The organism is Saccharospirillum alexandrii, assembly GCF_043641555.1.
In the GTDB taxonomy this organism is placed as follows: Bacteria; Pseudomonadota; Gammaproteobacteria; order Pseudomonadales; family Natronospirillaceae; genus Saccharospirillum; species Saccharospirillum alexandrii_A.
Genome location: NZ_JBHZRJ010000005.1, coordinates 142,470 through 166,882, shown reverse-complemented (window position 1 = coordinate 166,882; position 24,413 = coordinate 142,470). Strand labels below are relative to the sequence as shown.

General features: G+C 53.7%; 15 protein-coding genes and 1 pseudogene. 8 read left to right on the top strand and 8 right to left on the bottom strand.

Annotation, left to right across the window (positions count from 1 at the left end; all coding sequences use genetic code 11):
• The first annotated feature begins 333 nt into the window (after nucleotides 1-333).
• Together ACHUE7_RS17755 and ACHUE7_RS17750 are read left to right on the top strand one after the other, a co-directional pair.
• The gene (locus tag ACHUE7_RS17755) at nucleotides 334-819 is read left to right on the top strand and encodes a hypothetical protein (RefSeq protein ID WP_394171219.1); all 486 of its coding nucleotides are present in this window, start codon (nucleotides 334-336) and stop codon (nucleotides 817-819) included.
• Between the two features lie 687 nt (nucleotides 820-1,506).
• Nucleotides 1,507-1,842, top strand: coding sequence for a hypothetical protein (locus ACHUE7_RS17750; RefSeq protein WP_394171218.1), 336 nt, complete (start codon nucleotides 1,507-1,509; stop codon nucleotides 1,840-1,842).
• 372 nt (nucleotides 1,843-2,214) lie between these two features.
• On the opposite strand, the gene ACHUE7_RS17745 is transcribed toward ACHUE7_RS17750, so the two are convergent.
• The gene (locus ACHUE7_RS17745; RefSeq protein ID WP_394171217.1) at nucleotides 2,215-3,999 is read right to left on the bottom strand and encodes a protein adenylyltransferase SelO; all 1,785 of its coding nucleotides are present in this window, start codon (nucleotides 3,997-3,999) and stop codon (nucleotides 2,215-2,217) included.
• Between the two features lie 122 nt (nucleotides 4,000-4,121).
• The gene (locus tag ACHUE7_RS17740) at nucleotides 4,122-4,445 is read right to left on the bottom strand and encodes a rhodanese-like domain-containing protein (RefSeq protein ID WP_394171468.1); all 324 of its coding nucleotides are present in this window, start codon (nucleotides 4,443-4,445) and stop codon (nucleotides 4,122-4,124) included.
• 278 nt (nucleotides 4,446-4,723) lie between these two features.
• Between ACHUE7_RS17740 and amt the strand changes: the two genes are divergently transcribed.
• Nucleotides 4,724-8,125, top strand: coding sequence for an ammonium transporter (amt, locus tag ACHUE7_RS17735; protein WP_394171216.1), 3,402 nt, complete (start codon nucleotides 4,724-4,726; stop codon nucleotides 8,123-8,125).
• Nucleotides 8,126-8,222: 97 nt separating this feature from the next.
• Here amt and ACHUE7_RS17730 read toward each other — a convergent pair whose 3' ends face one another.
• The 6 genes from ACHUE7_RS17730 to ACHUE7_RS17705 all read right to left on the bottom strand — a co-directional run bounded on the left by ACHUE7_RS17730 (nucleotide 8,223) and on the right by ACHUE7_RS17705 (nucleotide 17,276).
• Nucleotides 8,223-9,977, bottom strand: a complete 1,755-nt coding sequence (locus tag ACHUE7_RS17730; protein WP_394171215.1) for an alpha/beta hydrolase — start codon at nucleotides 9,975-9,977, stop codon at nucleotides 8,223-8,225.
• 308 nt (nucleotides 9,978-10,285) lie between these two features.
• Complete coding sequence (atzF, locus tag ACHUE7_RS17725) at nucleotides 10,286-12,106, bottom strand: allophanate hydrolase (RefSeq protein WP_394171213.1); 1,821 nt, start codon at nucleotides 12,104-12,106, stop codon at nucleotides 10,286-10,288.
• On the bottom strand, nucleotides 12,103-13,767 hold the full coding sequence (locus tag ACHUE7_RS17720; RefSeq protein ID WP_394171212.1) for a dipeptide ABC transporter ATP-binding protein: 1,665 nt from the start codon (nucleotides 13,765-13,767) through the stop codon (nucleotides 12,103-12,105). The genes atzF and ACHUE7_RS17720 overlap by 4 nt, the downstream gene beginning before the upstream one ends.
• Nucleotides 13,767-14,645 carry an ABC transporter permease gene (locus tag ACHUE7_RS17715; protein WP_394171211.1) on the bottom strand — a complete coding sequence of 293 codons (879 nt, stop codon included), beginning with the start codon at nucleotides 14,643-14,645 and terminating at the stop codon, nucleotides 13,767-13,769. Before ACHUE7_RS17715 ends, ACHUE7_RS17720 begins: the two co-directional genes overlap by 1 nt.
• Nucleotides 14,642-15,667 carry an ABC transporter permease gene (locus ACHUE7_RS17710; RefSeq protein ID WP_394171210.1) on the bottom strand — a complete coding sequence of 342 codons (1,026 nt, stop codon included), beginning with the start codon at nucleotides 15,665-15,667 and terminating at the stop codon, nucleotides 14,642-14,644. Before ACHUE7_RS17710 ends, ACHUE7_RS17715 begins: the two co-directional genes overlap by 4 nt.
• Before the next feature lie 4 nt (nucleotides 15,668-15,671).
• On the bottom strand, nucleotides 15,672-17,276 hold the full coding sequence (locus ACHUE7_RS17705) for an ABC transporter substrate-binding protein (RefSeq protein ID WP_394171209.1): 1,605 nt from the start codon (nucleotides 17,274-17,276) through the stop codon (nucleotides 15,672-15,674).
• Nucleotides 17,277-17,416: 140 nt separating this feature from the next.
• On the opposite strand from ACHUE7_RS17705, the gene ACHUE7_RS17700 reads away from it, so the two are divergent.
• The 5 genes and pseudogenes from ACHUE7_RS17700 to ACHUE7_RS17680 all read left to right on the top strand — a co-directional run bounded on the left by ACHUE7_RS17700 (nucleotide 17,417) and on the right by ACHUE7_RS17680 (nucleotide 24,105).
• Nucleotides 17,417-18,331, top strand: a complete 915-nt coding sequence (locus ACHUE7_RS17700; RefSeq protein WP_394171208.1) for a LysR family transcriptional regulator — start codon at nucleotides 17,417-17,419, stop codon at nucleotides 18,329-18,331.
• A gap of 762 nt (nucleotides 18,332-19,093) precedes the next feature.
• Nucleotides 19,094-19,219: pseudogene (locus tag ACHUE7_RS17695) on the top strand (YkvA family protein); the annotation flags it as partial.
• 211 nt (nucleotides 19,220-19,430) lie between these two features.
• Nucleotides 19,431-19,934 carry a hypothetical protein gene (locus ACHUE7_RS17690; protein WP_394171207.1) on the top strand — a complete coding sequence of 168 codons (504 nt, stop codon included), beginning with the start codon at nucleotides 19,431-19,433 and terminating at the stop codon, nucleotides 19,932-19,934.
• A 75-nt stretch (nucleotides 19,935-20,009) separates the two neighbouring features.
• A complete protein-coding gene (locus ACHUE7_RS17685) occupies nucleotides 20,010-20,942 on the top strand; it encodes a 5'-nucleotidase (protein WP_394171206.1) in 933 nt (310 codons plus the stop codon).
• 241 nt (nucleotides 20,943-21,183) lie between these two features.
• Nucleotides 21,184-24,105 (top strand): DEAD/DEAH box helicase, encoded by a 2,922-nt coding sequence (locus tag ACHUE7_RS17680; RefSeq protein WP_394171205.1) that lies wholly within the window; start codon nucleotides 21,184-21,186, stop codon nucleotides 24,103-24,105.
• The last annotated feature ends 308 nt before the right edge of the window (nucleotides 24,106-24,413 follow it).

Below are 24,413 nucleotides of genomic sequence, written 5' to 3'. Positions count from 1 at the left end.
ATAGCATGACTTAATGATGTGGGCATTTAGTAGTATTCGCGCCTCTATTACTAGGCTGGTAGAGGGTTCAGCGGAAAATCACGAATCTACACCAGTTGGACATTGTAAGAGGTAAATGAATATTGATGCTTGCCATTCACCGGGGGTTCATTCAGCCAATAATAGTAGGATAATGCAGTGTTTGTTAACACCGTCACATAACCAGTGCCTAATGTCATTCCCTTGAGCGCGAGACTGTACTATGCAATGAGAAGCGGTAGTACAAGACTCAGACTCTTGGGTGAGTCTGAGTCTGATAAAGGGCTTATAACATTTTTAAGCTTTGAGGCACTCATGAAGTATGTATTTTTGTTGATATCTATATTTCTAAGCACTTCGCTCTCCTTTGCATTCGATTCAGCGGAAGAGTTTGAAGAATTCCGGGCAGCCTCAGAAGCTATATTCAGTCAGCTTGATGGGGAGTGGGTAGGGGAAATCTCTGGCCTGGAACTGCAAGGAGACTACCCGGGCCAGCCATACAACTCGGAGATCCTGATAAGAATAGACGGCACAGATGTCGTTGTGGTGACCAAAAGGAACGACGAATGGTACGAAATGCCTTATAATTTTACGCTCGTTCGATACAAAACTCATGCAATTATCTACGCATTCGCTGCGCAAGATGCCTGGGTGGAAGGCTTTAGTTTTATGCTTACAATGAATGGTGTTGATGAGATGGCCTTAGTCTGGTCACGCGTCGTGAATAACTATGCCTGGCCAGTAGAAGAAATGGAGTCGCGTGGTTACTTTCAAGGATTTTCTCTGCTTGAGAGGTATTGATTCAGCCTGGTGAAAATTGGACCTGTACATCTTGGGTTATGCGCTGTGTGTGAACAATCGTCAGTTGGTAAGTAAGTATTGAGGTGAATAGTGTACGATGAAGGCATTGGTGGGTTTGTATCTGCATTCGAGTCACTGGCAAAGACCTTTGTCGTTGCCACTGTCTTATGGTTTATTTTTCTTGTTGTGGCATGGCCCTTCATTAACGTATCCAGGCTTTTGTGCTACATCTTTTCTTTTGGCCGCGTCGCACCGACATACCGTCAATCATTGGAACACAGCGGTATTGTCACGGTGGCCTACGCTATTGTCATTCCTGTTTTCTTGTATATACACATTGTCTATGGTGCCAGGCTGTATGGGAATGAGTCAAACTAGATCTGACAAGTATGCAAGCAGTAGGGGGAGGCAAATGGCGAGATTAATAGTAGCTTTATTCTTCGCTGGGTTTGCTTTTTTCGGTGTTATTGCGCTTAGGGGTTTGAGAAATGGAAAGATTCTTCCACCTAACAAAATCACCTCAGTTAAGGTGAAAGTATTAACAGTTACCTATATATCTGGAGTATCGATCTTCTTGTTCATGTCCCTGGTGAATTTCATAGTGTTCTTTTTTGATGAGAGTTAGACGTTTTTGGAAGGTTCTAATCTAGAGGTAAATCAGGAAATTGATTGTGTAAAGAGGTTTTAATGAATCTACAGTTTTTGGCTATTCAGATAAGGCGCCACTTAAGGCAAGTAGTAATTGTTTTCTTCTTTTTGCTCCTGTTTGCATTGGTTGCTGTTGAGTCAACTTTCTTTATTAAAGTTTCCAATGGATCCGGTGTGGTTCTTGATTATCACAAGCTAGAAACAAGCACTGGGTCAGAGAATCAGTTGGTTGTGCGATTTAATGGTATGAACACCGCAGGGTCGTATAATGGAACGCCAACCCCGAGAATAGGTGATGATGTTAAAGTCGTTCATCAAAAATCTTTATTCTTTCGAAGAAATCACTATTCCTATGCTTCATTTGAAAATAACTAAAGAAGAGCTCTAGATTGTTAAAGGGTCCCATCGCTTTCAACAGAAAAAAATAGGTACCAAGAAGATGTACTTTCGAGAAGTGGTTGTTTATGCCATCGTTATGCTCCTGGTCCTAGCTGTTTTTACGCTTACAGCACAACTTTGGCTGAATAAAGAAGAACAGTCTTGCAAAGACATGTGTTTATTGTCCGGAAAAGACTATAGCTATAACCCTCCACGTCCCGGAACGCCCAGGTTATCCCCCCGGGACAGGAACGTATGCTCTTGTACCAATTAGAGTACCAAACGACTGGGTCAACTTCGCAGTAGCAACACTAAATCGTGTACCTGTGAATACTCTCCCGAGCACTTGAATGTTCGAGCGCAGAAGAATTACGACGAACAACTGTAATGCGACCAGCCACCCGCATCAAAAAACTGCAACGGCTTTAGCCGATAGTATTTTTCTTCAACCGCATCCGATTGTTCCGCGTATGGCTGAGTCATCACCTCTTGCAGTTCATGCACCAGTGAATAGTCGCCTTGCTTCGCTTGCTGATACGCAGGCACCACAAACCATTCCCGCAGGGTGTATTTCGGGTTTGCGAGTTTCATGTGCCGCGTAATGTCTTCACGGGAACGGGGCGGCGTATGGTCAGACCCGCTGTTGAGGAGTGACTGCCATTGGGCAAGCCACTGTGACCAGCGCTTGTCCATGCCTTCCGGGTCGGTCGAATACAGGGATCGCATCGCGGGCCCGGCACTGTCTGTTTCGTTGTAAAAGCTGGTCTTCAGTGCAGCGATGTCGTCGGGCAGGGATGACAGCTCACGGAAAAAGAGGGTGTAATCAACCGGAGTTTGCGCCATCAGCGATACCAGTTCTTTGAACAAGGGCTCGTCGAAGGCGGGCAACCCAAGTTTGGCGGCCCACATGGTTTCAAGTTCAGCTTGCATGACCGCCGGGAACTCATGGTGAACATCGATCAGCTTTTTCAGGCTGTCCTGGTCCGAGACCAGCAGTGGCTGCAAGGCTGAGCAAAACGAGTAAAAGTTGCGCTCTGCGGCGGCAGGCTGGTTCAGGAACGAGAAATGTTGACCACCGCCCGTCCAGGGCTGAAACACAGGGTCGAATGCATCGCAGAAACCGAACGGGCCGTAGTCGAGTGTGAACCCACCGGCGGCGCAGTTGTCGCTGTTAAAATTGCCCTGGCAGTAACCAACCCGTATCCAGTTGGCGACAAGCCGGGTGAGCCGGGCTCGGAACAGGCGCGCCAGCGCGACGACTTTCTGGCCCGTGCTCAGGCTCGGGTCGATTTCTCCGGGGTATTCCCGATCGATCAGGTGCAACATCAGTTGTTCGAGTTCTGCCATGGCGTTTGGGTGTTCGTTCTTGCGCGCGCGACGCCCGAACAATTCGAGCTGGCCGACCCGAATAAAAGAGGGTGCCACCCGTGTGGAAATAGCGACGGGTTCCAGCACCATTATGTCCGGGTTCTCGGAGCGAGACCCCTCCGAGTACCAGGGCCGACGGACCTGTTCGGTTTTGGAAACGTACAAACTGAGCGACCGTGACGTGGGCACTCCGAGTGCATGCATGTGTTCCTGTGCCAGAAACTCCCGAACGCTGGAGCGCAACACAGCACGGCCATCGGCACCCCGGCAATAGGGCGTTCGCCCGCCGCCTTTCAACTGCATTTCCCAGCGTTTGCCGTTGGCTACTGCCTCTAGTACCGACACCGCGCGCCCGTCGCCATAGCCGTTGCCGGTCTGGAATGGGCACTGCTGGTAGTACTCGGTGCCGTAGATCGAGAGTGCATAGCCGGTGGCCCAGCCCACTGGGCGCAGCGGTTCCGGAACCTGGGTCAGATTGCCCGAGAACATGGCCATAAAGTCGGGAGACTTGGCCAGGCTGTCGTCGAGGCCGAGTTCGTGGAACAGCGTCTTGCTGTGTGCGACGTACTCGGGGTTTTCGATCGGCGTTGGTGCCACGGGCACGTAGTGGCCCGAGAACACTTGCCTTGGCGAATAGTCGGCGCCGTCTGCGGTCGCATCCGGATCGGCCGTGAGCGCGTCCATCAGCGAGTAGTCGGCCATCGCCGCCAGATCCGCGAGCGTTGAACCCGTGGCCGGGCCGGTGGGCGATATCGGCTGAGTAGGAATCGAATCATTGGCTGGCATGGCAACGCTCCTCGTTACTTGAATGAACTGGGCAAACTCAGGCACGCGAGGCCCAGGGAACAGCACGCCGTTTTCATCTGCTTTGCGACTTGAGTGGGTTTGGCAGGCCGTTTTTGCAACCCTTAATACGTCGGCATGGTGCTGTCGACTTCCAGGGCCCAGGCATGCACGCCACCGGTCAGATTGTAAACGTTGGTGATTCCCTGCTGCTCCAGATACATCGCGACTTGCCTGCTGCGCACGCCATGATGGCAGATGCATACGATCGGCTGTTGGGTGTCCAGTTCAGGCAGCTTATCCGGAACCGAATTCATGGGCATCGCCAACGACCCCTCAATCCGGCAGGTCTCATATTCCCAGGGCTCTCGTACGTCGAGCAGCACGGGGGTGTCTTGGGTAGCATCGTTCAACCATGTCGCCAGTTCGAGCGCTGTTACGCTGTGCATTGTCACCGTCTTCTCTTCAGTAAAGGGGGGGGGCGGGCGTAGAACCCGATTGCGCCACCATCATACCTCCCGAAGGCGCCCGATTGACATCAGCAGGCTGCTTTTTAGTGCGCGGCTCGATGAATGCCACAACCTGGTGCATGGGGGGCCGAAAAGGGCGTGGCCGACTACCACTGCCGGCGTTTCCGGCTGGTTTGAATCTTGCTAGAACAGGGTTTGATCCGGAGCCTTGTATTACTGAGGGTTAATGATGCAACCGCTGGTTAGGTAGCCGCTTCATGGAAAAACCGCTCATCGATGTCTTCTGGCTGGTGCTCTGTTCAGCCCTGGTCTTCAACATGCAGCTGGGTTTCCTGTGCCTGGAAGCCGGCCTTACCCGCAGCAAGAATGCCATTAACGTTGCGCTTAAGAACATGGCCGATTTTGCGTTGTCGGTATTGCTCTACTGGCTGTATGGGTTCGGCATCATGTTTGGGCTCAGCCAGACCGGTTGGCTGGGCACCAGCCACTTTTTACCCGATGTTGGCCATACCGATGCCTGGTTATCGGCCTTCTTCCTGTTTCAGGCCATGTTCTGCGCCACTTCGGTCACCATCATTTCCGGGGCGACCGCAGAACGGTTGCGATTTGGCGTTTACCTCACCTTGGGGGCTTTGGTGGCCGGGCTTATATACCCGGTGTTCGGGCATTGGGTGTGGGCGGGCAGTTTTTCCGATGGTCAGGGCTGGTTGGGTGCGGCCGGCTTTGTTGACTTTGCCGGCGCGACCGTGGTGCACAGCGTTGGCGGGTGGGTTGCTCTGGCGGTGCTTATGCTGATCGGCCCGCGTTCAGGGCGCTTCGACCAGGATGACCCGTCCCTTACGATTCCCGGCTCCAACCTGCCCATGGCCATGCTCGGCGCGCTGTTGCTGTTTTTTGGCTGGTTTGGTTTCAATGGTGGCAGCACGCTTAGCGCCAACGCGGCGGTACCGGGCATTGTGGTAAACACCTTGTTGGGCGGGGTGGCCGGTGTCGCGGTAGTTATTGCGTTGAACTGGCGCTTGCGCGGCTTCACCGATGCCATTCAACCCATCAACGGCCTGTTGGCCGGGCTGGTGGCGGTGACGGCCAGCGCTCACGCCATTTCTGCTCCTGACGCTGTGCTGATCGGGGCCATTGGCGGGCTGGTCATGAAGTTGGCGGAATACGCCCTGTTGCGCTGGCGCCTGGACGATGCCGTCGGCGCTGTGCCCGTGCATCTGGCCGCGGGTATCTGGGGCACGCTGGCGGTTGCCTTGTTTGGTGACCCCGGGTTACTGGGTACCGGGTTGAGCGTCGCTGACCAATTCCTGGTGCAGTTGGAAGGCATTCTGGTGTGCGCCGCCTGGAGTTTTGGTGTTGCCTATCTGGTGTTGTGGCTGATGAAGCGACGGATACCGTTGCGGGTTACACCGGAGGCGGAACGGTTGGGCCTGAATATTTCCGAACACGGTACCCGCACTGAACTGATCGAATTGCTGGAGCACATGGAAGGCGATGCCCGCGCCGGTGATTTTCACGGTGAAGTGCCCGTCGAACCCTTTACGGAAGTGGGTCAGATTGCCAGTCAGTATAACCGGGTGATTCGTGCGCTGGGTCTGGCGGTGGAGAAAACCCAGGCAATTGTGCGCGACATTCGAGATGGCATTGTTACCTTCCAGGCCGACGGCTTGTTGACCAGTTTTAATCCGGGCTCGCAGCGGTTGTTTGCCTTGCCGGGAGAAACCGGGACAGTGCGCCTGCACCAGCTACTGGTCGAAGACAACTGGCGGCCCGAAACCCTCTTGCCACTACCGGGTGGAGAAACCCGGCAGGAAGTCCAGTGTCGTCGCTGGGATGGCAGCACCTTTTTGGCCGAACTAACGGTAACGCTGGGTACCGACGAAGGGCCCGGTCACTATACCGGCATCGTGAGGGACATTACCGAACGGCGCCGGATGGAAGACCAGTTGTACACCGAAAAAAATCTGGCCCAGGTGACACTGGCGGCCGTGGCCGATGGTGTGATCACCACCGACAGAGCCGGTCGAATCACCTATATGAATCCGGTGGCCGAAGAGCTAACCGGCTGGCCGATGGCGGACGCCGCCGGCCAACCCCTGACCGACGTGTATGAACTGGTGAATGAGATATCCGGTGAACCATTGGAAAATCCGGTATCCCGGTTGATGCGACGTTCGGCCAACAGCAGGGGTAACACCATCGCGGTTCATCGTGCCTTGCACCGCCGGGATGGCAAGAGCATTTCCGTTCAGGACGCCGCCGCCCCGATTCGCGATTCCGAAGGCCGGCTGATCGGCGCCGTGCTCACCTTCAGCGATATTACCATACCGCGCCAACTGGCCCGGGATCTCAGTTATCAGGCGTCACACGATGCCCTGACCGGGTTGATAAACCGTGCCGAATTCGAACGTATTCTGGCAACGTTGCTGTCCGATGCGCAGGAAACCGAACACTCTCACGTCATGTGTTACCTCGACCTGGATCAGTTCAAGGTCGTCAATGACACCTGCGGACACATCGCCGGGGATGAACTGCTGCGACAGCTTGCGGCGCTGTTCCGCAGCCGGGTCAGGGATGTCGATGTGCTTGCTCGCCTGGGCGGAGATGAGTTCGGAATTCTGCTGTACCGGTGTGACGTGGAAGAGGCCTTGCACGTTGCTGAAAGCATTCGCGAACTGGTGACGAATTTTCGGTTTTTCTGGAGTAATCAATCCTTCGCGGTGGGGGTTAGCATTGGGCTGGTACCGGTGAGTGACCATGGCATGAGCCTGGCGCCGCTGCTAAGCGCGGCCGATGCGGCCTGTTATGCCGCCAAGGAAGCAGGGCGCAACCGGGTACACCTGTTCGAACCCGACGACAGCCAACTGCTGGAGCGTAAGGATGAAATGCAATGGGTAAACCGGATCCATTCAGCGCTGGATAACGATCGCCTCCGCCTGTACGTGCAGCCGATTGTCCCGCTCAAGGCAGACGGTAAAACCATTCCTCGCTACGAAGTGCTGGTGCGCATGCTCGACACCAGCGGCACGATCATTCCCCCGGGTGCCTTTATGCCAGCAGCGGAGCGTTACAACGTGGCCACGGCCATCGACCGCTGGGTCGTCTCCAACATTCTGGCCTGGATCGGCGACTACCATCGCCGGAAACGCCAGTCCCCTGGCCACTACTCCATTAATCTCACGGCCGATTCGCTGACCAACCCTGAGTTTCTGACGTTTGTCTTGCAGTTGATGGAGCACCACCAGGTACCACCGGAATCGGTCTGCTTTGAAATTACGGAAACAAGTGCGATCGCCAACCTGAGCAGTGCGCTTCATTTTATGGCGACACTGAACGCCATAGGGTGTGAATTTTCGTTGGACGACTTTGGTTCCGGGGTGTCTTCATTTGGTTATCTGAAGAATTTGCCGGTGGACTACATCAAAATTGACGGTGTTTTTGTCAAAGACATTTGCAACGACTCAACGGCCAACGTGATGGTGGCCTCCATCAATAATATTGGCCAGGAAATGGGGCTGAAAACCATCGCCGAATTCGTTGAATCGGCTGACATTCGGGATGAACTCTGCCGGCTCGGCATCAACTTTGCGCAGGGTTTCCATCTTGGCAAGCCCATGCCGTTGGCGAGTTTGAGTGATGTCAGAATGATGCCGCGGTGACCATCCCGGGCTTTTAGCAAGGTGCGCCCCCGGAAGCACAGTTCCGGGGGCGCATTTTTTTTAGGCAGGTGTTAAGGCGTAATCAGGCCATTGACCCTCAGAACGCGTAGTGTGTTGCCTGGCTGGCAACCACCACACCGGTTACCAGCAAACCGTTGATGAACGCACCCGTGTACACCGTGCCGGTAGTCCGGTAGGCCACGGTAAACACCAGGGCGGCAATGGTCATCAGCGGCAGGAACTGGAAGGCGATGATGGTCCACAGCGGTTCAGAGGCAATGGTCATGCTGCCGCCCAGGAACAAGGGCGTGTACTGAACGATCAGCAGCACGGCGTAGCCACCCATCAGCAGCACCCAGTTGACGAACAGTTCCCGCCGGAAGCTCCAGTTTCCGTTGCGCAACTGGCCATGCAGCAGAATGCCAACCACGGTAAAGAACAGGCAGAAGGGCACGGCGTAAACTAGGGCGATGCGCAATTGCAACGCGCTCAGCGGCTTAATGGCGAATACCCAGAACCGGTAGTCGGTATCAAACACATAAGCCGTGGCGATCAGTGACGCGTACAGAACGCCGACCACCGCCAACGCCAGACCCAGCGAGCGGACCACAACCGATAACGAGAAACCCTGGCTGGTGGCCAACCCATAATGGCGCGCGGTTGCACCGGTTTGCCGGTTCAGCAGTGCGTGCCAGACCATGAACAAGACCAGGGAAATGATGCCAACCCCCAGCGCCCACACCATCACCTGAGTGGTGATGTTTTGCGGAAACCAGGCACTGGCCTGCCAGCCCCAGGCTTCACTGAACCCCTTGAACGGGAACAGCGTCACTACAGGCAGCGCCATGAACACCAGCGCGCCGATCCACCAGCCGCCGCCGACAATGGGTTTCGGTTCGGCAGGGGTGCCCTGAAGCGACTGAAAAGGCGCCGTGTTGGCAAGCGCAGGGATGATCGCAGGAATCAGCAAGACCATGCCGATCAGCGCCAGCAAGGTGCCGAGTTCTTTCCACATCCAGATCTGGTCTGACGCGGGAATGGGTTGCCCGCCTTCCAGCGTGCGATCAAACCAGTCGATGGCGTAGCCAATGGCTTCGGTCGACAGGTGATCCCCCGGGTGAGTGACCGGTGGCTGGTACAGGATGCGGGCCGTGCCGGCGTCGATATCGCCATAGAGCTTGCCGGGTTCGATGGTTTCATCGGTATTGAACAGCGTCTTCAGTTTGTCCGTAGAGCGGATATCAGTCGGAACTTCCACGCCCCACATCAGCTGCGAAAACTCATCGTAGGCCGAGAACACCACGGCCAGGTTGCGGGGCCAGGTGGCGGTGCCGTCGGGCGCGCCAAAGGTACCGGTCGACGACCCTTCAATCACGATCGACTTATAGGCATCCGGCAGGACAGAAGCGGCGACCAGTGACGACCAGCCGCCCATTGAATGGCCTTCAAGACCGATGTTGTCGGTATCCACAAACGGCAGGGTTTGCATGTAAGCGAGTGCATCCATACCGCCAAAGCCGTTGGCGAACGCCGGTGCGTCTGAATAGCCGTGGCCGGTCTGGTCGGGCGCCAGCACTACATAACCGCGGCGGGCAAACTCAATGGCGAAACCGGATTGGGTTTCATTGCTGTTGATGTAGCCGTGAATGGCCACAATGCCCGGGGCCTGGTTGTCATTGGTGACCCCGTTCGGCACGTAGAGCCGTGCGTGGGTGATCAGCCCGTTGTTACCGGCAAACCGGACGGTGCTGACATCTACCTCTCCGGAAACAGATTGAATGCGATTGGCGAGAAAGCCACCGAGCAGAATCAGCACGATGCCGATCAGGGCCGTTCTTAGGGTTGTAGACATAGCAGGTTCCTGATTTTCGTTTTTTGTCGTTATTGAGTTCGAATATCTTCGAAATCGAGTTCGGCACAGGTATACCGAATCGGGTTTCCGATGTCTACAAAAACAGAATAAGGTTTCGCACAGTGGAATTTAAGTGAGGTATTACCAGGTTTCTGGAGGGGCTAGGAGACAGAGTCCGTCGTTTATTGAGAGAAAGTCACAGCGTTGAGGTGTCAGAGAAATGGCCCGCCCGGGCTTATAGCAAACGATGCTTCAAGACAGGGCAAACGCCAGCGCCCGGTGTGTTGCACCCAGGCGCTGGCAAGGCATTAAGCCGACTGCAAAAACACCCGCCAGCTACCCAGCTTTGAGATATCTTCAGCCCCATTCAGACCAGCCGCTTCACACATAAAGCCTTTTACCTGACGCTGATCGCTCAGCACCACGGTGCCAATACCCAGCGGCGCCGGAATGCCCGCCATGAAATCCCCCACCGCCGTTTTCGGCAAGGCCCAAAGCTCCAGCGATACAGCCACGCCATCGGTTTCCTGCCGAACCATGCCTGGCCGGTAGGGCGGGCCACCGGCCAGCGCGAACAGCTTGTAGTTGGGTGCGGTTTCGGTGCGTTCGATAAAACGCCCGCCGCGTGAGGTGAGTTCGTGGTTCAGCGGCAGGCCACTCATGTGGGCACCGCAAACGGCCAGAACCAATTCGTCGTTGGCAGCCGTGGCCGGTGCCGCGGGCCCGCTCTGATACGGCCAGCCGGTATTGCCGGGGCTGACCTTCCCCCAGGCTTCCAGGCGCTGGCCTTCGGCGGCAAGCTGGCTGTCTTTGCCTTGTGTGCCAATAAAGGTAACGCTGCCAGGGCGACCATCGCTGCGCGACGGGCAGGGCACGGTGAGCGCACAGAGGTCGAGCAGGTTGACGAAATTGGTGTAGGTGCCGAGCCGGTTGTTGGGGCCGATCGGGTCGGCTTCGAGGTCCGCCGTGGTGTAGAACGTCGGAATGCTCGGTACGCATAAATAGTCGAACCGCTTCAGTATGTCCTGACAGGTTTTCCTGAGCGCCTGCAATTGATACAGGCCCTTAAACGCATCCATTGCTGTTAGGCTTTGGCCGGGTTCGATGATCTGCCGGGTGACCGGATGAACGGCCTGAGGTGTGCTTGTTAACAGGTCATCAATTACCAGGGTGCGCTCGGCAATCCAGGCGCCGTGGTAGAGCAAATCGGCCACCTGATAAAACGGCGTGAAGTCGATGCGTTCGATCGTGGCGCCTTCGGCTTTCAGCTGCGCCAGGGTCGCTGCAAATGCCTCAGCTTGCAGGGCATCGTCGAAGAAACGCAGGCTGGCGGCATCCGGCACGCCGACCACCGGGTTGGGCAAGGGTGCGCTGCTGGTTGGCAGAGTTAACGGCCGGGCATAGGCATCGGCCGCGTCGTAATTATTGGCCACGTTCAATACCGCCATCGCATCATCGATGTTCAGTGCGAAAATCGACAGGCAATCCAGCGAGCGACAGGCGGGCACCACGCCCCGGTTCGATATCGCCCCCAGTGTCGGTTTTAACCCCACCAGATTATTCAACGCGGCTGGCACCCGGCCGGAACCGGCGGTATCGGTACCTAGAGAAAAGGGCACCAGCCCGTGCGCCACTGCCACCGCGGAACCTGACGATGACCCACCAGGCACGATGTCCGGGTCGACCGCATTGCGCGGGTGCGGGAAAGGCGAACGAACGCCGACCAGGCCGGTAGCGAACTGGTCGAGGTTGGTTTTGCCAATGGGCATCGCCCCGGCGGCGCGCAGGCAGGCGACGACGTGGGCGTCTTCGGCCGGTGCGTATTCAAACGCCGCGCAAGCTGCGGTGGTCGGCATGCCCGCCACGTCGATGTTGTCTTTCACCGCAAAGGGCATGCCCCAGAGCGGTTGTTCCGGGTTGTAAGCCCCCAGGCTTTCAGCGAGGTTGATCGCCTCGGCTTCGTCCATTAAGTGAATGAAAATGCCCGGGTCGTCCAGTGCCCGCAGGCGCCGGTAGCACTCGGCGATGATCTGACGCGGCTGGTAAGTCCCCCCGGCATACGCCTCGCGCAATGAAGCGAGGGTGAACGGCAGGTCGGCCAACGGGGTAAGGGTAGTAACGTGAGTCATAGGGCGCTTTGCACCTCGGCTAAGGGTTCGGTCGCTAAAACGCGCTCGGGCGGTCGGGGTGCAGCCGACAGCAAGGCGCGGGTGTAAGGGTGGGCCGGTGCCGTCATCACTTGCTCGGCAGGGCCGGCTTCGACGATTTCGCCGTCTTGCATCACGATCACTTCATCGCACAGCAGGCGCACCACGTTCAGGTCGTGGCTGACGAAGAGGTAGCTCATGCCCAGGCGTGCTCTCAGGTCGGCCAGCAGGTTCAGGATGACCGCCTGAATCGACACATCGAGCGCGGCGGTCGGTTCATCCAGAATCAGGAATTTCGGGTCCAGCGCGATGGCGCGAGCAATGCCGACGCGGGCTTTCTGGCCACCGGAAAGCTGGTGCGGAAACCGGCTGAGCAGGTTGGCGGGCAAGCCGGTGAGTTCGGCCAGCTCCTCAACGCGGGCACGCAGCGCCTTACCGCGCAAACCGGCCAGCCGGCGCAGCGGTTCGGCAATGCAATCGCCCGCGTTGTGCCGGGGGTTCAGGCTGTCGGTCGCGTCCTGAAACACCAGTTGGATATCGCCGCGCAGCGGGTGCTTGCCAAACTGTTCGGCGGGTATCTGCGCCAGGTCATTCCCCTGGTAGAGAATCTGCCCCTCGGTTGGGTCGAGCAGCCGCACCAGCATCGATGAGGTGGTCGATTTACCGCAGCCGCTTTCGCCCACCAGTCCAACGCTCTGGCCCTGGTTTACCGTGAACGAAATGCCTTTCACCGCGTGCACCGGCCCGGCCTTGCCCGCGAAGGTTTTGCGCAGGTCGCGCACTTCCAGTAACGGCTGATCGCTCGGGGTGTATTCCAACTCGGGTGGTCGGCGGTCGGCCGGGAGCAGGCTGCGCACGCTGGCATCCGGCCTTGGCGTGGCTTCGACCAGCCGGCGCGTGTAGGCGTGTTGCGGGTTGGCGAACACGGCTTCCGCCGGGCCGGTTTCGACGATTTCGCCGTCTTTCATTACGGCCAGGCGGTCGCAATACTGGGCGGCGAGGCCAAGATCGTGCGTGATTAATATCGACGCCATGCCGCGTTCGCGAATCAGTTCCTGGCTGAGGTCCATCACCGCTTTCTGGGTGGTGATGTCGAGGCCGGTGGTGGGTTCATCGGCGATCAGCAGGCGCGGATCACAGGCGAGCGCCAGAGCGATAACAATGCGCTGGCACATGCCGCCCGAAAGTTCGAACGGGTAGGCGTGGTAGCGCGCTTCCGGGTGGTTGATGCGCACATCGCGCAGCGCCTGAATGGCCTTTTCGCGGGCGTTGCCACGCGTGGCCCGGGCGTGCTGGCGCAGCACGTCTTCAATTTGGTGGCCGACCTTACGAATCGGGTTCAATGCCGCGCGCGGGTTCTGAAAAATCATCGAGATTTCGCGGCCGCGCACGGTGCGCATGTCCCGCTCGCTGGCGCGGCGCAAATCGATGCCACTGTAGGTGACTTCACCGGCGGTAATGGAACCGCCGGCATCCAGAATGCGCATCAGCGCGAACGAAGTGACCGACTTGCCAGACCCGCTTTCGCCCACAATGCCCAGGGTCTCCCATTTGGCCAGTTCCAGGCTGATGCCGCGCACGGCCTGCACTTCGCCGCGCCGGGTGCGAAAGCCTACGGCCAGATCTTTGATTGATAACATCATCAGGTTCTCCGCCGGGGGTCGACGATGTCGCGCAGGCCGTCGCCCATTAAATTGAAGGTGAACACCGCCAGCATCAGCCACAGGCCGGGGAACAACGCGACCCACCAGTGGCCGGAGACCACAAAGTCCGCCCCCTGGGCCACCATGATCCCCCATTCGGGTTCGGGCGGGCGCACGCCCAGGCCAATGAACGACAGCCCCGCCGCGTTCAGAATGGCCCAGCCCAGGTTCAGGGAGACCTGCACCATCATCGGCGGCAGGGCATTGGGGAAAATGTGAAACGCCAGCACCCGCCAATGCGAATTACCGGAGAGCCGGGCCGCCAACGCGAAACCGGACTCACGCCGAATGTTTACCTCAGCGCGCACCAGCCGGGCGTAAAACGGAATGTTGATGATGGCCGTGGCGTAGACGATGTTTTCAATGGTATTGCCCAGCGCCGCTACAATGCCCATGGCCAGCACAAACAGCGGAAACGCCATAATGGTATCGAACACGCGGTTCAGCACCGCATCCAGCCAGCCGCCCCAATACCCGGCAATGGCACCGAGCACTGAACCGATGACGAACGACAGCGCCACAGCGGCAATGGAAATGCTCAGGTCCAACCGCGTGGCGACAATGACCCGGCTGAACACATCCCGGCCGAGGTTATCGGTGCCGAACCAGTGGCTGAAACTGGGCGGTTGTAACGCCTGGGCGGCGTTGGTGGTGAGTGGGTCGTAAGGCACCAGGTAAGGCCCGAACAGGGCCGAGCCGACAAAGAAGGCGAACAGCCCGAACGACAACAGGGTGACCGGGTTATCCCGCAGCACATACACCAAATGCGCCCACAGGCCGCCCTGGGTTGGAACTGAGGTGGGGGTTGCGGTTGTCATTTGGCAGCAAACCTTATGCGCGGGTCGATGAGGGTGTAGCTCAGATCGATCACCAGATTCAGAAACACAAACAGCAAGGCCATGGCGAGCACAAAGCCCTGAATAGCGGCGTAGTCCGAGACCACCAGCGCCTCGACCGCGTAAGAACCAATGCCCGGCCAGGCGAAGACTTTTTCCACCAGCACGTTGGCACCGAGCACAAACGAAAACACCATGCCGAGCGTGGTAACAACAGGCAGCAACGCATTGCGAAACGCATAGCCGAACAACACCATGGCGCCGGATAACCCGGCCGCCCGGGCGGTGCGAATGTAGTCCGACGACAGGGCCGTGAGCATCGACGCCCGCGTCATTCTCGCGATGGGGGCTAGCGTAAACAATGCCAGGGTGGTGGCCGGCAGAATGAGCTGGCGCAGGGCCGCGAAAAAGGTTTCCGGGTCACCATCGATCAAACTATCGATCAAATAAAAACCCGTTACCCGGGGCGGTTCGAAATAAATAAAATCCAACCGGCCAAGCGGCGAGGGCGCAATGCCGAGCAGATAATAAAAAATATAGATCAACAAGATACCGGTAAAAAACGTCGGCAACGACACACCGGCTGTCACCAGTACCCGGCACAGATGGTCTACCCAGGAACCCTGACGCACCGCCGCCAACACACCCAGCGGAATGGCAATGGCGCAGGCGAGTAACAAGGCCGTTAACGTTAATTCCAGCGAGGCGGGCAAGCGCATGGCGAGGTCTGTTAACACCGGTTGGCCGGTGGAGATGGAATTGCCGAGGTCACCCTGCAGCAAATCCCCGCCATAGAGAAAGAACTGTCGCCACAGCGGCTGGTCGAGCCCCAGTGCCACGCGCACTTCCTCGATCGACTGTTCATCGGCCATGGCGCCGGCGAAATAGACGGCAGGGTCCCCGGGCAAGGCCCGGGTCAGCAAGAAGCTGATGACCACCACACCGAACACCACTGGCACGGTTTGCAGAATGCGCCAGAGAACGGCGCGAAGCGGTGCACTCATATTATTAAACCCCTGCGATGGGCCGTGCATCCAACTGGCGGTGGAACCAGAACTCGTAATCCGTCGCGCCGTTCAGCGCCACGTTCAAGGCAGGCTGCCACAACGGAATGCGCGGAATATCGTCCATTACGATTTCAAACATGCGCTGAATAAGCCCCGCGTATTCCGGGTGGTCCATCGGCATGTGCAGGGTGCGGTTGGTGAGTTCTTCCACTTCTTCGTTGTAGTAGTTCGAAGAATTGAACAGCTTGTCTTTCTGGTAGGCCCAGAAGAAATAGTAATCGGGCGTGTTCAACCAGCCGCCGAAATTTTCCAGATGGAAGGCGAGCGATTTATCCACCAGCGCCACGGTACGCCAGTTCGCGCCCGGTATTTTTTCGACGGTGCAACTGATGCCGATTTTCTCCAGGCTTTCCTGAATCAACAACGCGGTTGGCTCCATCCAGGCGGCCAGATCCAGGCTGATCGACAGTGGCACACTGAAGCCTTCGGCGTAGTTCGACTTCGCCAAAAACTCACGCGCGGTATCCAGATTGGTGGTGTATGGGAAGGGGCGCGGCCATTGGGTATCGGTCACGGTTTCCGGGCCACCCCACATGGGCGCACCCCGGCCGTAGGCGGCGGTGTTGAAAATGGCCTCGTAGGGAATGGCCCAGGCGATGGCCTTGCGCACGTTCGCATCCTGAAAGGGTTCAAAATTGGTGTTCAAACAGGCGCAGTGAATGCAGTTCTCGATGGGCGTTGAGTGCACCGTCATCTTATCGGCCAGTTCGGCGGCATCCCGATCTGGAATGTCGAACGAGACCTGCACATCGCCGCGCTCGATCAGCGCACGGCGGGTCGACTGGCTGGGCACTTCACGCACTATCACCCGTTGCACGGCCGGCACCGGGCCACCGACCCAATCGTCGTTGCGTTCATACACCAGTTGCTGCCCCTGGTCCCACCGGGCGACTTTAAAGGCACCGGAGCCAGCCGGGGTTTGGTGCAAATACTCCATGGCCCAGGGGTCTTCGGCCGTGGCGTTGGCTTTGGCCACTTCGGCATTAATGATGAAGGGCACCGGCACGGCCAGATCGGGCAGCGAGAGCTTCGACGGGAAATCGAGGGTGACGGTGAAGGTTTCGGCGTCGAGCGCGGCGAACTGATCCGGCCTACTTAAGCCACCAGCGCGCATTTGCGTAGTCGGGAACCCACCGACCGACACCGCCCGGTCGAAAGACCATTTCACATCCTCGGCGGTAACCTTGCGGCCATCCCAGAAGGTGGCGTTGGGTTTGAGCTTAAAGGTGATGACCAGGCCATCGTCCGACAGGCTCCAGCTTTCGGCCAGTTCCGGCACGATGTTCTCGTAATCGTACGAGAGTTCCCCGGTAGGCAGGGTTTTGGTGCCAAAGCTGACCAGGCGGTCGTAACAGTTAATGGCCACCTGATAGCTGGCGCGGTTGGTGCCCACCCGGTGCAGGTCGAGGCTGTTGATCGTTTGCCCCGAGACCACCACCAGCGTATCGCGGCCTTCGGCCAGGGCGGGCATCACTTTCAGAAACGGCAGCGAGGCGGCGCCCAGTGCGGTGGTTTTCAGGAAGGTACGGCGATTCGTGTGGGTCATGGCTGGCTCCATCGGTTGCGGGACATCAATCGAACAGTCTCGGGATGGTTTTATACTGCCGCTTTACCGGTGGTTCGGGAAATGCTATTAATTCACACTTCCGGTTCATTAAATGCACCACTCGATTCCAGGGCACACCCATGCGGCATCTATACACCTTTCAGTTAATAGAGGCGGTGGCCCGCGCCGGCTCCATCCGCAAGGCCGCCGAAGACGCCAACATCACCGCCTCCGCCCTGAACCGGCGCATCGCGCGCTTTGAAGCCGAATTCGGCGCCCCGGTGTTCGAGCGGTTAACGCGCGGCGTGCGCCTGAACCCCGCCGGTGAACTGGTGCTGCAACACTTCCGCACCCAAAAATCCGACCTGCAACGCGTGCAATCCCTGGTATCCGACCTTTCCGGCATGCGCCGCGGCCACGTAACCCTGGCCTGTTCCCAGGCGCTGGTGCCGTATTTCATGCCCAACCAGATAGCGCGCTACCGGCGCGACTACCCGGGTGTGACCTTTGCCATAAAGGTGCGCGACCGCAGCCAGGTAGAACGGGAACTGGCCAGCTTCAGCAGCGACCTGGCCCTGGTGTTTGAACCGGAACACCTGGTCGACTTCGATGTAATGCACAGCATTCCCCAACCCGTATGCGCCGTGTTCGCCGCCGACCACCCCCTGGCCAGCAAACCCGACCTGCGCCTGCGCGACTGCCTGGAACACCCTCACATCCTCCCGGCCACCGAATACGGCGTGCGCAACCTGCTAGACAGAGCCGCCAAAGCTCAGGGGCGCACCGTTACACCAGTGGTAGACACCGAATCTTTCGAACTTATTCGCCACTACGTGCGCCATGAACAGGTGGTGGGGTTTCAGATACCCATTGGGTTGCAGGCCGCGGCTGATAATGGGCTGGTGTTTCGGGAATTGCCCGAGCGGGATGTGCCGATTGGGCATTTGTTGTTGGGGCAGTTGAAGGGGCGGGTGTTGCCGGTGGCGACGGCAAGGTTTGCTATGCAGCTTTCTGTAGCGTTGGAGGAGTTGGATGGTGGGCGGGGGCGAGCCTGAGCCACACCTTCTTTTGTAGGAAGCCAGTCCTCTGGGTGACAGGAAGAAAAACAAACCCCAGCCCAAAACACCGCAGTTCCAAACCACATAATCGCCGCTGTAACCAGTTCTGACCCGCTATGTATGCTTGAATACATACAGCGGGGGGGGGGGGGCGCAAACGACACCTCCCAGAACAGAAATACTTGCCAACTTCGTCACAGAGTGCCATGGTGAACGGACAACCTATTTTGCCTTGGTGTGCCATGTAACCGGCCGGGCGGTAGCGATTTTGATCGATTACTATGCCTGATTCTCTCGCTCCAAACCGTGAATTTTTGAAGTTCATCTCAATGAGAAGCTGCTGCCTGGCATCATCGTCAGAAGCGACGGGTTTGCTGGTGTTGACGCCATGTAGATATGCTTGCGTAATCTGGCTAAATTCTCGTTGTAGCTGATCATTAGTCGATGCGTTCTGTAGGTTGTAAGAAATAGCTTCCGGAATAACTGACGGAAGGGAAGACGAATTAGCGTTATGCAGTAGACGAGGATAAATGAAGTATGGCTATCTCAAAAGAACAAGAACAGAAAGCTAGAGAACAGTTTGAGAACGATATTAAAGATGTTGACAAAGATGATATCGAATACGCGTCCAAAAAAGGCCAGTCTAAATTGAATAAGCTAGGAGACAACCCCCCTGGCCCCTTGCAAAGTCTTTGGCGCGACGTAAAGCTAATGATAGGTTTAATAACAGATTATACGAAAGGTAACTATAGAGATGTTCCATGGAATGTCCTGGCTGCCGTAACTGGCGCGGTCGTTTACTTTGTTTCTCCCATCGATGTAATTCCTGATTTTATTCCTGTAGTTGGGTATCTTGATGATGCATTGATTCTAAAATTGGCATTAGAGATTGCGCGGCCAGATCTAGAGGCTTACGCAAAATGGAAAAATTGCTTAACAAACACAGCACTTTGAAATATTTGGTTGCTGACCGATCGCGAGCTCTTGAACTATGCTTACGTCCACATAGCGCTGTTGAGACAGCGGCTTCAGGCGCGCTGGCGCAGCTTCAACCCGGTGATTGAACTGGGTATAAGCGCTATTAGTAGGAATATGTATGACTGAGCCAGAAAAGATTAATGCCGACCATCTTATTAAGGTGTGGGAGAAAGTCGTAGATCTACAAATGCATTTCAATGAAATGTGCATGAATCTGAGGCGAACCGCAATAAGCGTCTTGGGAGTCATGCTTGCAGCAGGTGCTCTATCATTTCGATTTGGAGGTGTCATAGAAGTTAGTTCCAATAAAATATCTGTGGCTTTTGTTTTTGTAGCCATTTCATTACTCGTTTGGTTATCATTCTACTTGATGGATAGGTACTGGTATCACCAGCTACTCCGCTCCACTGTAGCATATGCTGAGTCCCTTCAAAGTTCCGCACAGGCCTCTGGCTTATCATTCGATCTAGATGTGTCCAAACGTATTCGCGAGGAAAATCATAAGTCACTAAATCTTTCTGGCGGCGCTAAGATAAATTGGTTCTACGGTGTCATTGCGGGTGCACTTTTGGTGGCGGAAGTCTTTCTATATAGTGGGGCAGTTTCACATGCTGCTACTTAGCGCTAATAAGAAGAATTAGGGCTGTATCAAAATTCGGCCTGTTTGTTCTTTACGACAGCAATCAAAGGAAAATTTGTGCCATACGAACTTAAAGATCGCCTTGTTGTTGGTGTTGCATCAAGTGCAATGTTCGATCTATCCGAGTCTGATAAGGTCTTTCGAACGCAAGGCGAAGAAAAATACCGTGAATATCAAGAAGCTCATAAGAACGAACCTCTTAGCGAAGGTATCTCCTTTTCCTTTATAAAACGACTTCTTTCACTCAATGATCTTAGTGATCCTGCGTCGGGGCCACTGGTTGAGGTTGTGCTACTTTCTCGCAATGACCCTGATACTGGTATACGAGTCATGAACTCGATCAAACACTATGAGCTTGGTATAACTAGAGCGATATTTCAGCAGGGTGTTTCTCCATATGATTACATTAACGCGCTGAATATTTCACTTTTTCTCTCAGGAAACAATAATGACGTTTTAGAAGCAATAGCAAAAGGGTTTCCTGCTGGCTACGTAATGGACTCAAAAAAAATAGATGACCCGGAAGATAAAACCCTTCGGATCGCTTTTGACTTTGATGGGGTAATTGCGGATGATGCGTCTGAGGTTGTGATGCAAGAAGGGGACCTTACCAAGTTCCATAGTCATGAAACCTCAAATGTCATGACGCCGCACGATGGCGGGCCTTTGAAAGAATTTCTTCTGAGAATATCTAGAATTCAAAAAGCAGAAGAAGAAAAGCGAAAATCCGATCCTTCATACAAAAACCGTCTTCGGGTTTCAATTGTTACAGCAAGAAATGCTCCTTCTCATGAACGTGCGATCAATACTTTAAAAAGTTGGGGTGTGATGGCAAATGACGCGTTTTTCCTGGGAGGAATAGAAAAGAAACTGGTTTTAGAGGTTCTCCGACCTCATATATTCTTTGATGATCAGTCGGGACACTTAGCGACATCAAGTGAAGTTGCACCTTCAGTACATATTCCTTTTGGCATTACAAATAACGGTTAAGATGTCTCTATAACGACAGGTTTCACAGTAGGCAACAAGAAAAGTCCGACCTCAGTTTAAAAATTCTCGAAGTAAGGCTGTCTAGACATTCACACTAGAAGGCTCTCAAGAGTTGATTCTCGATTGGCTGTATTGACATTTTAGGGTTCGTGTCTGGGTAGTTAGTTTTATTCCGGCTACATTTCTGGTTTAAGAAAAGGGCATTGATCGAACTGATTTGCTCGCTAAAGGGGCCTATAAAATGAGTGAAGAGTATTTTTCTAAAAACTACCAGAATCTTTTATGGCCAATAGCAGTTGATGATCATCCTGGCTTTAGGAATGCCCAGCTAGGAGCATTGCATGCAATAGGTGCTCACTTCACTAATAGATATGACCCTGGAATCGTAACAATGCCTACGGGTGCTGGTAAGACAGCGGTTCTTATGGCCGCTGCTTACCTACTAAGAGCAAAAAGAGTCCTTATTATAACTCCTAGCAGGCTAGTTCGAGAGCAGATAGCTGAACAGTTCGAAACCTTAGCGGTTTTAAAAAAAATTGTAGCACTTATAGACGATATTCCTCCACCTAAGGTGTTTAGTACTAGAGAAAGGCTAGGTGCTGATGAAGAATGGGAGTTAATGAGGGACTTTGATGTGGTGGTTGGAACGCTACCAAGTATTAGTCCCTCTTTTAATAATATTCCAACACCACCAGAAGACCTGTTTGATTTGGTGTTAGTTGATGAAGCACATCATAGCCCTGCCAAGACTTGGAAAAGTATTATTGATGCTTTTCCCAATGCAAAAAAAGTACTTTTTACTGCAACACCTTTCAGGCGTGATAACAAAGAGATTAAAGGTCGGCTGATTTATTCCTACTCATTATCCAAAGCTTACCGTGATGGTATATTTGGTGAGATATCATACATACCAGTCGAGCTAAGTGGAGAAAATGAAACCGCAGACATGGCGATCGCTAAGCAGACAGAATATCAATATGAACGGGATAAAGAAGATGGTTTTAATCACCGTGTAATGGTTAGAACCGATAGTAAAAAGAGAGCAGCAGAGCTTGCGAAGGTATATCAAGAAACCACTGGATTAAAGCTTAAAGTTGTTAAGGGTGATCACTCTCTTAAGTATGTAAAGTCAGTAATAGAAAAGCTAAAAAGTGGAGGTATCGATGGAATAATCTGTGTTGATATGCTGGGTGAAGGATTTGATTTTCCGAATTTAAAGATTGCAGCAGTCCATAGTCCTCATAAGTCACTCGCGGTAACTCTACAGTTCGTTGGCAGGTTTGCGAGAACCTCAGGTGAGCACCTAGGTCCCGCCAAGTTTATTGCAGTTCCTTCAGAAATTAAGATTGAGTCAGAGAGGCTTTATAGGTCAGGAACTGTTTGGCAGGAAATTATTGCAAATCTAAGTTCTTCAAGAGTTGAGAAAGAAACAGATGTAAGGGAAGCTTTGGAATCTTTTGATAAACATGATATTTCCGAAGCAGGCGACTATGACGATATTTCTTTGTACTCACTGGATATTTATCACCACATAAAGGTTTATAGTGTTTCTGGAGAGGTCAATTTAGTGGGTAAAATTGACTGGCCAAAAGACATTGAGGTGATTCATGAAAGAGTTAGTGATACACTAAATACTGCGATATATATAACACGTAAGATTGAAAGATCCAGCTTTAGTAAAGACGATCGTTTTAATAATATTGAGCACGATGCCTTTATCATTTATCACGATGAAGATGCCAGATTAGTCTTTCTCTGCTTTACCCGAAGAACCCTTGGTTTTTATGATCTTGTAATGGAGGGAATTTCCTCAGGAGGGCGTAGTATCCTCCCGCTTGATCAGATAAATAAAGCGCTGAACGGATTAAAGAACCATGAATTCTATAATGTCGGTATGCGAAATAGGTCCAAATCTAGTACCAGCGAATCCTATCGCATTATCTCTGGATCTGGAGCTGATAAGGCAATACAACCCTCAGATGCTCGTCTATATCATAGGGGGCATTGCTTTGGAAGTGCTGAGGACAATGGCGAGGAAGTCACAATAGGTATCAGTAGTGCTTCAAAGATTTGGAGCAATAAGTCTTCTCAGATCCCTGAACTAATCAGTTGGTGTAAGTCGATTGCTAGGAAGTTAGTGAGTAAAGCTAATGAAAACACAAAGTGTGGGTTAGATCTCCTATCTGTTGGTGAGAAGCTAGAAACTATACCTAAAGATGTCATGTTTGGAGATTGGGACCGGGAAATCTATAAAGGCATCTATTTGGTGGAGTATTCGGATCTTTATGGCTGGAAAACAGAACAGCTATTAGATTGTGATATTTTAATTGATCATGAATCAATTGCGACAACAGACTTGGATTTTAAAATTTTGATAAATGACGAGATCTTCGCATTTAAATATAGTATAGATGGAGGGAAGTTGTTTACTGCAACAAGCCAAAATATGCTCTTGGTAAAAAAAGGCGGTGAAAGTTCAACCCTTGAAAGCTTGCTTAATGAGTATCCTCTAGTTTTCTATACTGGCGAGTTATCCTCTTTTCATGGGTTAAGCTTCATGCCCGTACATCAGGGTGGGTTTAATTTCCGCAAGGAGAATATTATATCTGTTGATTGGAAAGGTAATAATGTCGATGTAACGAATGAGTGCAATCCGGATTCCGCAAAAGGGATTTCCATTCAATCGTATCTATCAAAAATACTTTTTGAAGATGAATTTGATATTGTGTATTTTGATCATGGTACGGGGGAGGTTGCAGATTTCATTACAGTTAAGCAATATAGTGAAGAAGTAGTAGTTGAGTTTTATCACTGTAAAAGTACTAAAGGCATAAACCCTGGTGACAGAGTGGACGATGTGTATGAAGTCTGCGGCCAATCAGTAAAGTGTACAATCTATACTAGGCCGTCTAAATTGTTCGAACGAATTAACCGAAGGTTTACGGAAAGGAAAGGTGCGAGTACTTTCTTAAAAGGCGACATTGAGGTATTTCGAAGTCTTGTTTGCGAAGTTCCTCCAGCATCGATTACCTTTAGAGTAATTGCAGTGCAACCAGGGATATCTGCCAACTCGATTACAGAAAAGCTTGGTAATGTATTGGGTTCAGTCGATGATTATCTTATAAGAGAAAGGCATAAACATTTTTGTGTCATGGGATCTTGAATACAATAACTAGCGGCTAATAGGACTGCCATCTGCGTGGACAGCCACCCTCTTGAGACACACATTAGTCGGCTATCAGAATCTGGTTTTCGGTGAACGGCTAAGCACTCCTCATGAGGCACCGACGTTTAGCGACTATCAAAGCCCTAGTCATTGATAGTTTTGATTAATGGTTATAAGGTAGGCAGACTGTCGAGACATCTACAATAGAAGACTATCAAAGACCAGCTATCAATAGGTCAGGTTAATGCTGCTAGATGGATGTCTCGGTAGAGTCCGAGGCAGGTCTCCCGTCAAAGTCGTTGATG

What these genes read in the sequence shown, in the direction of transcription:
- ACHUE7_RS17680 (WP_394171205.1), top strand. Translation starts at nt 21,184, where the DNA reads ATGAGTGAAGAGTATTTTTCTAAAAACTACCAGAATCTTTTATGGCCA.
- ACHUE7_RS17720 (WP_394171212.1), bottom strand. Translation starts at nt 13,767, where the DNA reads ATGATGTTATCAATCAAAGATCTGGCCGTAGGCTTTCGCACCCGGCGC.
- ACHUE7_RS17705 (WP_394171209.1), bottom strand. Translation starts at nt 17,276, where the DNA reads ATGACCCACACGAATCGCCGTACCTTCCTGAAAACCACCGCACTGGGC.
- ACHUE7_RS17730 (WP_394171215.1), bottom strand. Translation starts at nt 9,977, where the DNA reads ATGTCTACAACCCTAAGAACGGCCCTGATCGGCATCGTGCTGATTCTG.
- ACHUE7_RS17715 (WP_394171211.1), bottom strand. Translation starts at nt 14,645, where the DNA reads ATGACAACCGCAACCCCCACCTCAGTTCCAACCCAGGGCGGCCTGTGG.
- amt (WP_394171216.1), top strand. Translation starts at nt 4,724, where the DNA reads ATGGAAAAACCGCTCATCGATGTCTTCTGGCTGGTGCTCTGTTCAGCC.
- ACHUE7_RS17745 (WP_394171217.1), bottom strand. Translation starts at nt 3,999, where the DNA reads ATGCCAGCCAATGATTCGATTCCTACTCAGCCGATATCGCCCACCGGC.
- ACHUE7_RS17690 (WP_394171207.1), top strand. Translation starts at nt 19,431, where the DNA reads ATGACTGAGCCAGAAAAGATTAATGCCGACCATCTTATTAAGGTGTGG.
- ACHUE7_RS17740 (WP_394171468.1), bottom strand. Translation starts at nt 4,445, where the DNA reads ATGCACAGCGTAACAGCGCTCGAACTGGCGACATGGTTGAACGATGCT.
- ACHUE7_RS17755 (WP_394171219.1), top strand. Translation starts at nt 334, where the DNA reads ATGAAGTATGTATTTTTGTTGATATCTATATTTCTAAGCACTTCGCTC.
- atzF (WP_394171213.1), bottom strand. Translation starts at nt 12,106, where the DNA reads ATGACTCACGTTACTACCCTTACCCCGTTGGCCGACCTGCCGTTCACC.
- ACHUE7_RS17750 (WP_394171218.1), top strand. Translation starts at nt 1,507, where the DNA reads ATGAATCTACAGTTTTTGGCTATTCAGATAAGGCGCCACTTAAGGCAA.
- ACHUE7_RS17700 (WP_394171208.1), top strand. Translation starts at nt 17,417, where the DNA reads ATGCGGCATCTATACACCTTTCAGTTAATAGAGGCGGTGGCCCGCGCC.
- ACHUE7_RS17710 (WP_394171210.1), bottom strand. Translation starts at nt 15,667, where the DNA reads ATGAGTGCACCGCTTCGCGCCGTTCTCTGGCGCATTCTGCAAACCGTG.